General features: G+C 30.3%; 13 protein-coding genes and 1 riboswitch. All 13 genes read right to left on the reverse strand.

Annotated elements, in window-relative coordinates; all coding sequences use genetic code 11:
- Positions 1–98 precede the first annotated feature (98 nt).
- Positions 99–644, reverse strand: a complete 546-nt coding sequence (locus tag RYM86_RS17570; protein WP_315082105.1) for an ECF transporter S component — start codon at positions 642–644, stop codon at positions 99–101.
- Positions 645–900: 256 nt separating this feature from the next.
- A complete protein-coding gene (locus RYM86_RS17575) occupies positions 901–3,315 on the reverse strand; it encodes a homocysteine S-methyltransferase family protein (protein ID WP_315082107.1) in 2,415 nt (804 codons plus the stop codon).
- Positions 3,305–3,991: a methionine synthase gene (locus tag RYM86_RS17580; protein WP_315082109.1), complete on the reverse strand. Its 687-nt coding sequence runs from the start codon at positions 3,989–3,991 to the stop codon at positions 3,305–3,307. Before RYM86_RS17580 ends, RYM86_RS17575 begins: the two co-directional genes overlap by 11 nt.
- Position 3,992: 1 nt before the next feature.
- Positions 3,993–4,448 carry an S-ribosylhomocysteine lyase gene (locus RYM86_RS17585; protein WP_315082110.1) on the reverse strand — a complete coding sequence of 152 codons (456 nt, stop codon included), beginning with the start codon at positions 4,446–4,448 and terminating at the stop codon, positions 3,993–3,995.
- Between the two features lie 41 nt (positions 4,449–4,489).
- Positions 4,490–5,368 carry a methylenetetrahydrofolate reductase [NAD(P)H] gene (gene metF / locus RYM86_RS17590; RefSeq protein ID WP_315082111.1) on the reverse strand — a complete coding sequence of 293 codons (879 nt, stop codon included), beginning with the start codon at positions 5,366–5,368 and terminating at the stop codon, positions 4,490–4,492.
- Positions 5,369–5,633: 265 nt separating this feature from the next.
- Positions 5,634–5,737, reverse strand: a riboswitch (SAM riboswitch).
- Between the two features lie 83 nt (positions 5,738–5,820).
- Entirely contained in the window at positions 5,821–6,771 is a 951-nt protein-coding gene (locus RYM86_RS17595) for an MraY family glycosyltransferase (protein WP_315082112.1), read from the reverse strand.
- Between the two features lie 219 nt (positions 6,772–6,990).
- Positions 6,991–8,730 carry a 5'-nucleotidase C-terminal domain-containing protein gene (locus tag RYM86_RS17600; protein WP_315082114.1) on the reverse strand — a complete coding sequence of 580 codons (1,740 nt, stop codon included), beginning with the start codon at positions 8,728–8,730 and terminating at the stop codon, positions 6,991–6,993.
- 436 nt (positions 8,731–9,166) lie between these two features.
- Positions 9,167–9,808: a V-type ATP synthase subunit D gene (locus tag RYM86_RS17605; RefSeq protein ID WP_035785526.1), complete on the reverse strand. Its 642-nt coding sequence runs from the start codon at positions 9,806–9,808 to the stop codon at positions 9,167–9,169.
- Positions 9,809–9,811: 3 nt separating this feature from the next.
- Positions 9,812–11,191: a V-type ATP synthase subunit B gene (locus RYM86_RS17610; protein ID WP_315082117.1), complete on the reverse strand. Its 1,380-nt coding sequence runs from the start codon at positions 11,189–11,191 to the stop codon at positions 9,812–9,814.
- On the reverse strand, positions 11,184–12,962 hold the full coding sequence (locus RYM86_RS17615; protein ID WP_315082118.1) for a V-type ATP synthase subunit A: 1,779 nt from the start codon (positions 12,960–12,962) through the stop codon (positions 11,184–11,186). Before RYM86_RS17615 ends, RYM86_RS17610 begins: the two co-directional genes overlap by 8 nt.
- Before the next feature lie 17 nt (positions 12,963–12,979).
- The gene (locus RYM86_RS17620) at positions 12,980–13,291 is read right to left on the reverse strand and encodes a V-type ATP synthase subunit F (RefSeq protein ID WP_315082120.1); all 312 of its coding nucleotides are present in this window, start codon (positions 13,289–13,291) and stop codon (positions 12,980–12,982) included.
- Entirely contained in the window at positions 13,284–14,285 is a 1,002-nt protein-coding gene (locus RYM86_RS17625) for a V-type ATP synthase subunit C (protein WP_315082121.1), read from the reverse strand. Before RYM86_RS17625 ends, RYM86_RS17620 begins: the two co-directional genes overlap by 8 nt.
- Before the next feature lie 12 nt (positions 14,286–14,297).
- On the reverse strand, positions 14,298–14,888 hold the full coding sequence (locus RYM86_RS17630) for a V-type ATP synthase subunit E family protein (RefSeq protein WP_315082122.1): 591 nt from the start codon (positions 14,886–14,888) through the stop codon (positions 14,298–14,300).
- Between the last annotated feature and the right edge of the window lie 98 nt (positions 14,889–14,986).

Below are 14,986 nucleotides of genomic sequence, written 5' to 3' on the forward strand. Positions count from 1 at the left end.
CATTACGGACTTTCACCGATTAGTACGTGCCCATGCTGGGCACACAATAAAAAGGTATTCTAAAAAATTAGAATACCTCCTTATTTGTTTATTATTTTTTAAATTTGTGATTGTACATCTTTATCTTCAAAGAAATCTCCAAAAACATGATATATATCTGTATTTCTTGCTTTTGACATAGCTTTTGCTAATGAATACGCAATTGTTCCGTCTATAAAGTGATGTATAATAGTACCTACTGCTGTGACTATTAATAATTGAAAAAGATCAAATCCTATAAATGGAATTACAACTATCATTTCTGCTATACCGTGAATAGGTGCTGTAACTATTGTAGCTTTCATATAATTTCTATTTTTTATAAGAACTTTAGCCCCAACATATCCTACTAGTATATGAGTTGCTGCTCTAAACACTACTACCATTGGCATACCTGACATTAAAAAGCCTAGTGTTGAACCAATTCCTACTACTATAGATACTGCTGGTGATATAAGCATAGCTAACATCATTGGTACATGAGAAGCTAACGTAGCCGTAAATGGTGGTATTACTACCTTTAAGAACCCAAATTGTATCGGTATTATTATTGCTAATGCAGTTAATAATGCTGCATAAACCATTTGTTTAATTTTATTATTCATGGCAAATCCCCCTTTTGCTGTATATACATCAGTATACATGATTAAGGTTCTTTAGTAAATACTTAAATATTTTTCTATAAATATTTTTTAATAATCATTTTTATTTATAATCTGGCTTTAAATAAAATTCTATATTTAAAATAAGCGTTTATTATAAAGTAATTTATGTTAACACTTTATTAAAACACAACCAAATAAAAAAAGTTTTCTTAAATTAAGAAATATCTTTCTCAATTTAAGAAAACTTATATTTTCGCTAATTATTCAATACACCTTTAGCTATCTCAACTGATTCTCTAGCATCTTTGGCATAATAATCGGCACCTATTTGTTTAGCATATTCTGAAGTTAATACCGCTCCACCAACAAATACCTTGCCATTATATCCATTATTCTTTAATGCTTTAATTGTTTCTTCCATGCTTTTTAATGTTGTTGTCATTAAAGCACTAAGACCAACTAATTTAACCTCATTTTTCAAAGAAATATCTACAACTGTTTCTATTGGAACATCCTTACCTAAATCTATTATTTCATATCCATAATTCTCAAGAATTACTTTAACTATATTTTTACCTATATCATGAATATCACCTTTTACAGTTGCTAATACTATCTTCCCTTTTGATATATTATTTGATTTATTAAGAATCAACCTCTGTTTTATAACATCAAAAGCCTTTTTAACAGTTTCTGCACATTGTATTAATTGAGGTAAAAATATTTCACCCTTCTCATATTTTAGACCTACCTCATCAAGTGCTGGTATTAATATTTCATTAACAACACTTAATTCATTCATGCTTTTTAGAATATTTTTAGTAGCCTCTTCTGCTTCATCTTTTAATCCTTTTATAACTATGTATTTTAAATCAATATTAGCACTTTCAGTTTCTTTGTTTTTAATTGATTCATTTATTCCTTTAGAATTATATCTCAATGCACTATGGATTTCCCTATTTCCATATATAGAAATATATTTTTCTGAGCTTTTATCTATATTAGCTAGTACGTTATATGAATTTATTACATCCATCATCCCAGTACTATTAGGATTCATTATAGGAAGATCTAATCCATTAGCTATTGCCATGGCTAAAAATGTTTCATTAATAAGTTCTCTGCAAGGTAATCCAAAAGATATATTTGAAACTCCAAGTAATGTTTTTACTCCTAATTCTTCCTTAACTATTCTTAAAGCTTTTAAGGTTTCTTTAACCTCAGCTTGTTGCGCAGAAGCTGTTAGCACTAAGCAATCAATAAACACATTGCTTTTATCTATTCCATACTTTTTAGCTTTCTCTATTATTTTTTCTGCAATTTCAACTCTTTCCTCTGCTGTTTTAGGTATACCTTTTTTATCTAAAGTAAGTCCAACTATACTTGCACCGTATTTTTTTACTAGTGGTAATATTTTTTCTAAAACATCATCGTCTCCATTGACAGAATTAACAATACACGTTCCATTATAATGCCTTAATCCAGCTTCAATTACCTCTACATTTGATGAATCTATTTGCAGCGGTGTATCTATAATACCTTGAATTTCTTTTACAACCTTTACCATCATTTCTTTTTCATTTATTTCTGGTAATCCTACATTCACATCAAGTATCTCTGCTCCTGCTTCAACCTGCTCTATTGCCTGCTTTAATATATAATCAATATCATTGTTTTTAAGAGCCTCTTTAAATAACTTTTTGCCTGTTGGATTTATTCTCTCTCCAATTATTTTTACCCCTTCAATTTTCACTACCTTTGATGGTGTACATACAGCTGAAAACTCAACTTTTTCTTTTTTCAATCTTCTATTAGTATCAGCAAGTAAACGTAATTCTTTAACGAATTCTGGATTGGTTCCACAGCATCCCCCAATTATGCTTACACCTTCCTTAATAAATTCATTTACCCAATATTTAAATTCTTCTGGCATAATATCATATATAGCCTCTCCAAAAGATAATTTAGGTAATCCTGCATTAGGTTGTGTCATTATAGGTATATTAGTTGCTTTCTTTATTCTTTTTACTATTGGAAGTAATTCTTTAGGCCCTAATGAACAATTTATTCCTATAGCATCTGCTCCCATTCCGCCTAAAGTAATTGCCATACTTTCTGGCGTGCAACCTGTAAAAGTTCTTCCACTTTCATCAAAGGACATAGTGCAAAAAACAGGCAATTTAGTATTTTCTTTTGCTGCTAAAAGCGCCGCCTTAGCCTCATATAAATCCGTCATAGTTTCAATTAATATTAAATCTGCACCGGATTTTTCCCCTTGTATCATTTGTCTTTTAAATATCTCATAAGCTCTTTCAAAACTTAAAGTGCCCATAGGTTCCAACAATTCACCTATTGGTCCTATATTTAATGCAACATATACATTATTATTTTTTCTAGCATCTTTTGCTATAGAAATTGCTGCATCTATGATTTCTTCTACTGTATAATCTGTCTTGTTAAGCTTTAACTCATTAGCTCCAAAAGTGTTTGATGTTATAACCATTGCTCCATTTTCTATATATTGTTTATGAACATTTTTTACTTTTTCACTTTCCTCAATATTGAATATTTCTGGATTTTCACCAAGTTTTAATCCTTCCTTTTGAAGCATTGTCCCCATTGCTCCATCAAATACAAGTATATTATCTTTTATAAATTCTTTAAGCCCCACAATTAGTCCCCTCTTTTCTAAAACTACAATTATTATAATTCTTACATATTTCACACCCTCTTTGCTTTTCTTCTTTTTCTATAGGAATAAGTCCAATTATTGCTGTAACTGATTTCCTAGGAAATAACAAATGATGTGATGATACAGTAAGTCCTATTGCTTTATCTGCATTTAATGTATTTACTATATCTTTTTGAATATTCAGTGGTAAATCTCCATATCCTGGACTATATCTAAATGTTATCGCAAGGTTTTCTTTTCTTGCATCTAACCTTATTTTTTCTTCTAGTTCATCTAAAAATTCTTCTATTGCTACTGTTGCACAAGCATCTAAAATTAGAGCTTTTGTTAAATTTACTTTTTCATATAATCTAATTTTTTGTTCTATTTTATTTCCAACAGTAGCTGCTATAACAAACATTTCCTTTGCATAAAGAAGATGATTTTTAATATCTTCTCCTTTTAAAATTAGATTTGTTTTAGCAACATGTACCCCATCATTTTCAGTATGTTTTTTGTATTTACAATAGACACATTTAGGAATAATTAAATTTCTACTTTCATCTATGGTTTTTTCTATTAATTCATCTATTGATTCTGTTAATTTTTGCTTTTTATAACCTAAATACCTAAGGACTTCATCCTTAGGTATTTTAAGTTGTTTTGTATTACACATTTTATTCTCCGTATATGCTAAGAGAGAATCCTCTTTCTAATGCTTCTTTAGCATATTCCTTAGCACCAAATAAAGATAAGTCTCTATAATTTCCACATTGAATGTCATTAGCTGCTGGTATTTCTTTTGCTTCTAAAACTTTTTCTAATGAATATTCTAGTGCTTCTTTTATTTCTGATGCTTCTCTATCTCCCCATATGCTTAAATAGAATCCTGTTCTACAGCCCATAGGTGATAAATCAATTATCCCTTCTAATTTTGCTCTAAGTTCATGTGCTAATAAATGTTCAAGTCCATGCATTGCTGCTGTACCAAATTCTTCTTTATTAGGTTGAAGAAATCTTATATCAAACTTTGTTACCTTATCTCCAAGCTTACCATCAAGTAAACAACATTTTCTTATGTATGGTGCTTTAACCTTTCTGTGATCTAATTCAAAACTTTCTACTTTTTCCATCATTGTATCCTCCTAAACGAATTAATTTTGATTTACTATTATTAAATTTGATTTACTGTTAATAGAATGCTTTCTATACTTTGGCTTATTCTTTTAGCTACATATGGATTATTCATAACATATAAATGTATTCCATCCACACCTGTAGAAATTAGGTCTACGATTTGTTCAACTGCATAAGCAATTCCAGCATCTCTTAAAGCTTCTGGATTGTGCTCATATCTTTCCATTATTCTTTTAAATTTATCTGGAAGTGATGCTCCACTCAAAGATAAAATTCTTTCAATTTGTTTTTTATTTGTTACAGGCATAATTCCAGCTTCAATAGGTAGATTTATATTAGCAGCACGAACCTCGTCTTGAAAATTATAATATAAATTGTTATCAAAAAACAACTGAGATATAAAATAAGATGCTCCTGCCTCTTCTTTTCTCTTCATACTCTCAATTTCTCTATATAATCCTTTATGCTCTATATGGCCTTCTGGATAACATGCTGCGGCTATATTAAAATTTCCATTATCGCTTATATGCTTAATTAATTCATTAGCATGATTTAAATCTCCTGTAATCTTACTCCCTATAGGAATGTCTCCTCTTAATGCAAGTATATTTTCTATATTATTCTTTTCAAATTCTCTTAAATAATATTCTATATCACTCTTAGTTGAACTAATACAAGTTAAATGTGATACTGCTTCAATTCCATATTTATTCTTTATAAGAGAAGTTAGCTCAATAGTCTTATTGTTTTTAACACTGCCACCTGCCCCGTAGGTAACACTTATATAATCTGGATTTAATCCTTTTAACTCCTCTAAAGTATCATATATAGTTTGTATGGATGATGTTGTTTTTGGTGGAAAAATTTCAAATGAAAAAACCACCTTTTTGTCTCTGAATAAATTTTTAATATTCATTTTTTTGCCCCCTTTTTTAAATAAAAAATTGCTAAGCGACTTTGGAGTGTCGATTTTTTAGCCATGCACCCTTTCCAAACACAGTGCAGGAATAATGGTGCGGAATATGATTATTTTTTTATTCTTTAGGATTCATTTCTTAATCTTTAACTAAATTTATATTCCAGCTATCCACAAACTTTTGTATAACTGGTTTAAAGAATAAAAAAAATGCCTAAAGGGTATTCCTTTAGGCATAATAAACTTCTACACTAAAATAAAATTCCCCTTATCTATCAGTCATTCACTGCAGGATTTAGCACCTTATACACATTGTATATTGGTTGCTGGGTTTCATCGGGCCAGTCCCTCCACCACTCTTGATAAGAAATTATTTCTAATTATATATTACTATATTTAATTTGTAAAGTTTTTATTTTAAATAGCAAATAACCCACATATGCTTTTACTTATTAAACTTTAATAAGTAAAAGTATAATAGAAATTGCACTAAAAACAGAACTTATTATCATTATGTAATTTACCACTTGTTTAGGAGTAAATCCTTTTTCTTCAAGTCTAAAATGTATTTGACTTCTATCTGCTTGATAAACAGGTTTTCCTTCTGAAAATCTTTTAAATATAACAAATAAATTATCAAATATAGGAACTGCTAAAGCCAAAATAGGTATAAATAAACTCAATACAGTAGCTTGTTTAAATGCACCATCTAATGCTATAACACTTAATATAAATCCTAAAAAATTAGCACCCGAATCTCCCATAAATACTTTTGCAGGAAACTTATTATAATATAAAAATCCCAATATAGATCCTATTAATATTATTGATGTTTCTGCTGACACTTGTTGTCTTAATATTATTGCTGCAAGTAAAAAAGTTATTGCTGAAATAAGTGAAATTCCACCTGCTAATCCATCCATACCATCAGACCAATTAATTACAGTTGTAACTCCAAATATCCAAGTAATTGTTAATAAAAATTGTATGGTTTTACTTAACTCTATAAATTCTCCAGTAAATGGATTAGTAAATCCCATAAATGCTATTCCTGCCTTAAAAACAAGTACAGCTGATAACAATTGAATAATCAATCTTGGAAGTATAGCAAATTCTTTAAATCTTGTTTTATAATAATCATCTATAAGTCCTATTAATAATATTGCTGTCGCTGCTATAAATACAACTATTTGTTGTTTTATATCATCTTTTACAAATAAGAAAAAAGAAATAAAAAAACATATGTATAATACTATTCCACCACATAATGGGGTTTCTTTTTTATGTTGTTTTCTTTTTGTTGGTTTATCTGTAAATTTCAATTTAATTGCTAGTTTCATTACTATTGGCATAATTAATAGCGATAACAATAATGTAACTATCATAGCTAATATATATTGCATTTTATTATCTACTCCTTAGCTAAATAAAAATACTATTAGTTAAAGTTATCCACGTTTGATTATACTATTAAAGCCATATCTTATCAATTACAAAATTATTAAGGTTTTCTAATTATAGAAAAAAGCGTATTAAAATCATCTTTATTTTTTATATTTTTCTATAGTAAAAAAGCAGAAACATTTTTCATCATGTTTCTGCTTTTATATAACTAACACAAATTATGCTGGAATTTTAATTTGATCTCCAACAAATATTAAATCAGGATTTTGTAGATTATTATATTGTGCTAATACTTGCCATGTAGTGTTACTTCTTCTAGCTATTTTAGAAAGATTATCACCTGCAATTACAGTATATACAGTTTCATTTTGAACAGGTGCTTGAGGTGCTTGAACAGTTTGAGTAACCACTACATTTTCTTGATTTTTTCCTATTTCTTTAGCATTTTCTTTAATTTGTATTCTACCTAAAGTAGTAGCATCCTTAGTTCCATTATTATTTAAATATTTTGTAAAAATATCGTCATATGTTTCAAATTCTCCTACAACAGTAGTTTTAAACATTGTATATCCATCTCCACCTTGAGATAAGAAATCATTTATAGCTACAGTGTATTCCTTATTTAAATCAATTGGATTTTCTCCAACTTTTACATCAAAAACTCTATTTCCTTTTTCCTTAGTTGGATCAAATGAAAATGTTATTCCACTTGCTTGTAAAAATCCACCTTGTTCTGTTGGATATGCCCCTACTGATACTTCTAATGCTTTAACTATATCACCACCTGATAATTTTATAGTTTGTGCTATACTACCAAATGGGAACAATTCAGCAAGTTTTCCTTTATTTATTTCTCCTGGTTCAATTGAAGTTCTTAAAGTTCCTCCATTTAAAAATGCAATATCAGCTTTAGTAATCTCTCTAGTTGCATCAGCAGCTATATTGCCTAAGTTTGTTTCTTTAGTTCTTACATTTCCTCTAGCTCCATCTAATAATACATCTGTACTTGCAACAACTTCTGAAAAAGTTTTATCGTTTTCAGCCTTAATATCATTTAATAAAGTTGTTACTTTTTCATCTTCTTTTAACTCTTTATAATCTTTTGAATTTAATAATTTAGCTTTTTTATTTGTAACCTTATTATCTTTAACTTCTAATTCTACAATCCCAAGATTTTGATCATATTCACCAGTTTGTGCTATTAAAGTATTATTAACTACTAAACCATCATTTAAAGTTGTATGACTATGTCCATCTATTATAACATCAATACCTTTAACTTGTTCAGCAATATCCTTAGATGTAACAACTGAACTATCATCTAATCCCACATGCGCTAATGCTACAATAACATCTGTCTTATCTTCTAATTCTTTAACCATTTCCTTTGATACAGTTATCGGATTTTCAAATGTTACGTCCTTTACATTAACAGGATTAGTTTTGTAAGCTGTTTCTGGAGTTGATATTCCAAAAACACCAATTTTAACATTTCCTTTTTCTATAATCTCATAAGGTGTTAACATATCTTTTCCATTCTTTTTTACATTAGCATCTAACATCTTAAAATTTTTAGCAAGTTTACTTAATTCTATAAGTCTTTCATTCCCATAATTAAAATCATGATTGCCTGGAACCATGAAATCATATCCTACCGCATCTAATATTTTAACAGCATTTTCCCCTTTACTAACATTAACTATTGGTTTTCCATGTAAAGTATCTCCTGCATCTACTAATAATGTGTTTGGATTTTCCTTTCTAGTTTCATTAGCTATAGTTGCTATTTTTGCAAATCCAAACCCTCCATCTTCTGAAAGTACTCTGCAATGTGTATCATTTGTATGAAGTATTGTTATTTTGGTAGTGTCATCTTTGCTAGATGCCCACACAACAGTAGTATTTAAACTAAAAATTAATGTAAGCGATAACATAGCGCTTAAAATCTTCTTTTTCACATTTAATTCCCCCTGATTAATTATAAGTTATATACTTAATTATGGTATATATTCGAATTTTTTTCAAGGACTTATTATATTTTAGCAATTTTATTTTATCTATAATTATATTTTTGTATAATATTTTTATTCTTTAGGGGTTCTCATCATACCTTTAAAATACAGTATTCTAGAAGTTATTCACAGATTCTTTAGTAATATAAATTCCTAAAGAAGAACAAAATCGCCAAGGCGACTTTAGAGCCGTCGATTTTTTTAGCCATGCATCCTTTCCAAACGCAGTGCAGGAATAATGGTGCAGCATATGATTATTTTTTATTCTTTAGAGATGCTCATCATACCTTTAAAACACGATATTCTAGAAATTCTCCACAGATTTAATATTTTTATAAATTCCTAAAGAATAAAAAAAGGAACGCTTACGCGCTCCTTTTTATTATGCTCTTTGTTCAATCATGCTCTTAACTTTCATTAATCTAGTTGTAGCAGATCTTTCATTTTCATCAAGTCTCATTCTAATATACTTTATAGTCTCTTGAAGTTGAGGAATTGTCATATATTCAAGAGCATTAACTCTTCTTCTAGTACTTTCAATTTCGTTAGCCATTAATTGACATGACTTTTCTACTTCTGCAAGTTCTAGTAATTGTGGAAGAATTTCATAAAGCTTAGAAAGTGTATCATCAAGTTCTGATGATGTATTGGCAAATCCGTATGGATATATACTTCCTTCATCGCCTTCAAGTTGTCTCTTAAAGTTCATAACAGGAACAGATACACTCATTACGTTCTTTTCGCCAACTTCAACAGAAATATGTTCCTTAGGATATACAATAGCTTCTTCTAGGAATTCAGAGCTCATAACGGCTCTAGCCATAACGAAATCCTTAAGGGAACCTTGTAGATTATCTTCCACTTCTTTTCTTAGCTTATTATTATATTTAACAAGGTTAATGAATTGTCTCATTAATTCATCTTGTTTATCTTTTAAAAGCTTATGACTTCTTGTTGAGGTAGTTAATCTTTTTTTAAGCTTAGAGAGTTCCATTCTAGTAGGATTAACATTTAGCTTTGCCATAGACTACTCTTCCTCTCTTGGCATATATTTTTCAAGGTATTCGTCTCTAATTCTCTTAAGCTCAGTTCTAGGAAGCATCTTTAATAACTTCCATCCTAAGTTTAGAGTTTCTTCAATTGTTCTATTTGTATTAAAGCCTTGAGATATATACTCGTCTTCAAAAGCTTCTGCAAATTTAGCAAGTTTCTTATCAGTATCTGATAAAGCAGATTCTCCTAAGATAGCTGATAATTCTTTTGCTTGCTTACCTTGTGAATATGCCGCAAATAATTGGTTCATAGTATCTGCATGGTCTTCTCTAGTCTTTCCTTTACCAATACCCTTATCTTTAAGTCTTGAAAGTGATGGTAAAACATCTATTGGAGGCATTATACCCTTCTTATATAATTCTCTTGAAAGGATAATTTGGCCTTCAGTAATATATCCAGTTAAATCTGGAATTGGATGAGTTTTATCATCTTCAGGCATTGTAAGTATTGGAATTTGAGTGATTGAACCCTCTTTACCTCTTAATCTTCCTGCTCTTTCATATAATGTAGAAAGGTCAGTATATAGGTATCCTGGATATCCTCTTCTACCTGGAACTTCTTTTCTAGCTGCTGAAATTTCTCTTAATGCTTCTGCATAATTTGTAATATCAGTCATTATAACTAGAACTTGCATTCCTTTTTCATAAGCTAAGTATTCAGCACAAGTAAGAGCCATTCTTGGTGTAGCTATTCTTTCGATAGCGGGGTCAGATGCTAAGTTCATAAATAGAACTGATCTGTCAATGGCACCTGTTCTCTTAAATTCATCTTGGAAGAATTGAGCTTCTTCGAAAGTGATACCTATAGCTGCAAATACAATCGCAAACTTAGAATCTGAATTTAAAACTTTCGCTTGTCTTGCAATTTGTGCTGCAAGTTCTGCATGCGGAAGTCCTGATGCTGAGAAAACAGGTAACTTTTGTCCTCTAACTAGAGTGTTAAGTCCATCAATTGCAGAAACTCCAGTTTGAATAAATTCTGATGGGAAGTCTCTAGCCATAGGGTTAATAGCTTCACCATTTATATCTACTCTTTTTTCTGGTATTATGTCTGGACCATTATCATTAGGTCTACCCATACCATCAAATACTCTTCCTAACATATCTTCAGATACACCAAGTTCAAGTGGTCTACCTAAGAATTTAGCTTTAGTACCTTTTAAATTTATTCCTGAAGATCCTTCGAATATTTGAACCATTGCTTTTGATCCATTAACTTCTAGAACCTTACCTCTTCTTTTTTCACCAGTATGAAGTTCAATTTCAACTAGTTCATCATACTTAACGCCTTCAACACCTTCAACAACCATCAAAGGGCCAACAACTTCAGTAACTGTTCTATACTCTTTAAGCATTTGCTACCCCTCCTTTGTTTATTAGGTTATCAATTGCAGTTTTTAAGTCTACAGCGATTTGATCAATTTTATCTAAATCATCTTCGTGTATGTACTTACTTCTAGCAATTCTATCTTTTAAGTCTTCCATAGCTAAGATATCATTTAAGTATACTCCAGCTTCTAAAGCTCTTTCTGCTTCTTTTCTATATCCTAATATAAGACTTAACATCTTATATTGTTTCTTTAATGATGTATAAGTATCAATTTCATGGAAACCATTTTGTTGTAAATAATCCTCTCTAATTGATTTAGCAACATCTAATTTTAATCTATCTTTTTCAGATAATGCATCAATACCAACAAGTCTTACGATTTCTTGTAATTGAGCTTCATCTTGAAGTATAGTCATAGCTTCTAATCTTAATGCGCCCCAATTATCAGCAACATTACCATTCATCCATTTATCTATTGTATCAGCATATAATGAATATGATGTTAACCAGTTAATAGTTGGGAAATGTCTTTGATATGCAAGTTGTGCATCTAGACCCCAGAACACTTTAACTATTCTAAGTGTTGATTGTGATACTGGTTCTGAAATATCTCCTCCTGGAGGTGATACTGCACCGATTGCTGTTATAGAACCAATTCTTCCATCATTACCTAAACATTCAACTTTACCAGCTCTTTCATAGTAGTCAGCAAGTCTTGATCCAAGGTAAGCTGGATATCCTTCATCACCAGGCATTTCTTCAAGTCTACCAGACATTTCTCTTAATGCCTCAGCCCATCTTGAAGTTGAGTCAGCCATTATTGATACTGCGTATCCCATATCTCTGAAATATTCAGCTATTGTGATACCTGTATATATTGAAGCTTCTCTAGCTGCAACTGGCATGTTTGAAGTATTAGCTATAAGAACTGTTCTCTTCATTAAACTTTCGCCAGTCTTAGGGTCAATAAGTTCTGGGAACTCATTAACAACGTCTGTCATTTCGTTACCACGTTCTCCACATCCAACGTAAACAACTATTTCTGCATCTCCCCATTTAGCAATTTGATGTTGTGTTACTGTTTTTCCAGCTCCGAATGGTCCTGGAATAGCAGCAGCTCCACCTTTAGCAACAGGGAAAAATGTATCTATAACTCTTTGTCCTGTAAGCATTGGCTCAATTGGGTTAATCTTTGCTGAATATGGTCTTCCTTTTCTTACTGGCCATTTTTGCATTAATTGAACTTCTCTATCGCCTTTTTCAGTTTCAACTATAGCAATTGTTTCAGTAATTGTGAAGCTACCAGCTTTGATTTCTTTTATTTTACCTTCAATTCCAATTGGAATCATTATTCTTTGTTCAACAACTGGAGTTTCTTGTACTGTACCTATTACATCTCCAGATTTAACTTCATCACCAACTTTTGCTGTTGGTTTAAAGTCCCACTTCTTGTCTCTATTTAATGAAGGAACTGATACTCCTCTAGTTAAGAAGCTTGACTTAGCTGCCTCCATAAATGCATCTAGTGGTCTTTGTATTCCATCAAACATTGATTCAATAAGTCCTGGTCCAAGTTCAACACTTAAAGGTTCTCCAGTTGTAACAACTGGATCCCCAGGTCCTATTCCTGAAGTTTCTTCATATACTTGGATTGATGCCTTATCGCCTCTCATTTCGATGATTTCTCCGATAAGACCCTTTTCTCCAACCTTACAAACGTCATATATATTAGCTTCATCCATACCTTCAGCAACTACTAAAGGTCCTGAAACTTTAATTATCTTTCCGGTCTTCACCTTACCAACCTACCTTTCTATAAAATATTAACGCCTACAGCTTTTTCTACGTTATCGCTTATTCTTTGCATACCTATATTTAATGTTCCTTGATTGCTTGGAATTAATATTACAGCAGGAAGTACTTCTTTATTGTATCTTTCAATCGTTTCTTCGATACCTTGTGCAACATGTTCTGTTACAAAAACAACTGCGTAATCATTCTTTGCTAATCTATCAACAGTTTTTTTCGCTTCTTCGTTTCCAACTACTGGGAAAACGTCGATACCTAAAGCTTTAAAAGCTAAAACTGAATCCTTATCACCAACTACACCTATTTTTTTAAACATAAATATCACGCAGCCTTTCTCTAATTACTTCCGTAGAAATATTATTGAGTTTGCCAACCATTACAATTCTTATAATCTTTATTTCTGTTTCTTTTGCATAAATATAAGCTAATAAAGGCTCAACTCCAAAAGGTATTATTTTGGCGTCTTTCATCATATCCATGATATAGTTATCAACTAACTTTTCTAATAAGCTCACTGAACCTGTCTTTGTATAGTGCTCTATACCTGATTTTATTAAATCATTATAATCAGTGAACGAAAGTTTATTAGATATGTTTTCAACTGCATCATTTAACATTCCTAATAGCTTATCTTTATCTAAAGAGCCTCCTTCAATAATAACTGAAGCAAAGAATTCCCTGCCTTTGTTTTGCTTTTTAACTCTTAAAAGAGTTTTCAAATTTGTAGAGTCTATAATAGCTCCTACATATTTATTAACAAAGTTATCTTTTATTTCATTCTTAATTTGTACTAATTGTTTAAACATATACTTATCTAAAATAATGTCAAGTACTTGAGGATCTTTAGTAGTTTCAAATTTATCTTTTGACTCTTCAACTGCTTCTCTCATAATTTGAGGTAAGTCTCTTAATTCATTGTTTTCTATTAAATGCTTTAATCTTGAAGCTTCAATTGTTCCAACATGAATTAATAGATAAGATAAATCTTTTTTTAGAAAGATACCTTTTAAGATTACTTTTATATTTTGATAATCATATTTAATACTCATTAAGTCAACAAGACATTTCATTGGACTTATTTCGTACATTAAGTTGAATAATCTTTTTAATTCTTCACTTAATATAAATTCATAATCTTCTGCTCTCTTAACATTTGTCATAACATTGGCATACTCTGTTTCTTGAAGCACTTTTAATGCTTCATTGGCAGAATTGGAATCGATCATTCTGTCAATCTTTGATTTATCAAGGAGTTTTGTCTCGTATACTCTTAGTCTAGGTATAACTTGACTAAATTGCATTATCTCCATTAGTTAACCTCCTTAACTAAACAATACTCTTGCTACTTCAAGACCCATTTCATCTTTTAATGAATTTACTAAAGCTTCAAAAGTATTATTTATTTCTATGCCATCTTTCTCTAATATGAATCCACCCTTAAAGTTTCCAGTTTTATCAATTAGAGTTATATTTCCTTTTGAACCAATTTCTCTATTTAATTCTGCTACAAAATCAGAATCAATCATTTTCTTACCTTGTTCATTTAGTATTAAATTTTCATCTCCTGAAAGATTACTATTTAATATTATAGTTTTTACAAAGCTTTTAAAATCATCACTTGATACATTGCAAAGTTCTTCTGTAGTAGTTTTAAAAACTTCACTAATAACTGCTTGTTTTGATTTTAACTTTTCGTTTCTTGCTTGTAATTGTGCACTAGAAATGATTCTTTCTTCTCTTGCTACAGCTTCTGTTTCAGCTTTTTGCATAATAATCTTTTCTTCTGAAGCAGCCTTTTCTTGCTTTTTAGCAATTATTTTACTTTTCTTCTCTTCAGCTTCTGATAAGATTATTCTCTTTTTATCTTCTGCATCTTTTACGATTCTAGAAGTTAAATTATTTATGTTAGACATAATCTTCACATCCTAATTCTATAATAAGCTATTATTAAAATATACCATTTACTAATAAGAATGATACAACGAATCCTAATAATGCATAAGTTTCAACC

The sequence above is a fragment of the uncultured Clostridium sp. genome (genome assembly GCF_963527835.1).
Lineage (GTDB): Bacteria > Bacillota > Clostridia > Clostridiales > Clostridiaceae > Clostridium.

Coding starts and splice junctions, on each gene's coding strand:
- RYM86_RS17570 (WP_315082105.1), bottom strand. CDS start 644: ATGAATAATAAAATTAAACAAATGGTTTATGCAGCATTATTAACTGCA.
- RYM86_RS17580 (WP_315082109.1), bottom strand. CDS start 3,991: ATGTGTAATACAAAACAACTTAAAATACCTAAGGATGAAGTCCTTAGG.
- RYM86_RS17585 (WP_315082110.1), bottom strand. CDS start 4,448: ATGGAAAAAGTAGAAAGTTTTGAATTAGATCACAGAAAGGTTAAAGCA.
- metF (WP_315082111.1), bottom strand. CDS start 5,368: ATGAATATTAAAAATTTATTCAGAGACAAAAAGGTGGTTTTTTCATTT.
- RYM86_RS17595 (WP_315082112.1), bottom strand. CDS start 6,771: ATGCAATATATATTAGCTATGATAGTTACATTATTGTTATCGCTATTA.
- RYM86_RS17605 (WP_035785526.1), bottom strand. CDS start 9,808: ATGGCAAAGCTAAATGTTAATCCTACTAGAATGGAACTCTCTAAGCTT.
- RYM86_RS17610 (WP_315082117.1), bottom strand. CDS start 11,191: ATGCTTAAAGAGTATAGAACAGTTACTGAAGTTGTTGGCCCTTTGATG.
- RYM86_RS17620 (WP_315082120.1), bottom strand. CDS start 13,291: ATGTTTAAAAAAATAGGTGTAGTTGGTGATAAGGATTCAGTTTTAGCT.
- RYM86_RS17625 (WP_315082121.1), bottom strand. CDS start 14,285: ATGGAGATAATGCAATTTAGTCAAGTTATACCTAGACTAAGAGTATAC.
- RYM86_RS17630 (WP_315082122.1), bottom strand. CDS start 14,888: ATGTCTAACATAAATAATTTAACTTCTAGAATCGTAAAAGATGCAGAA.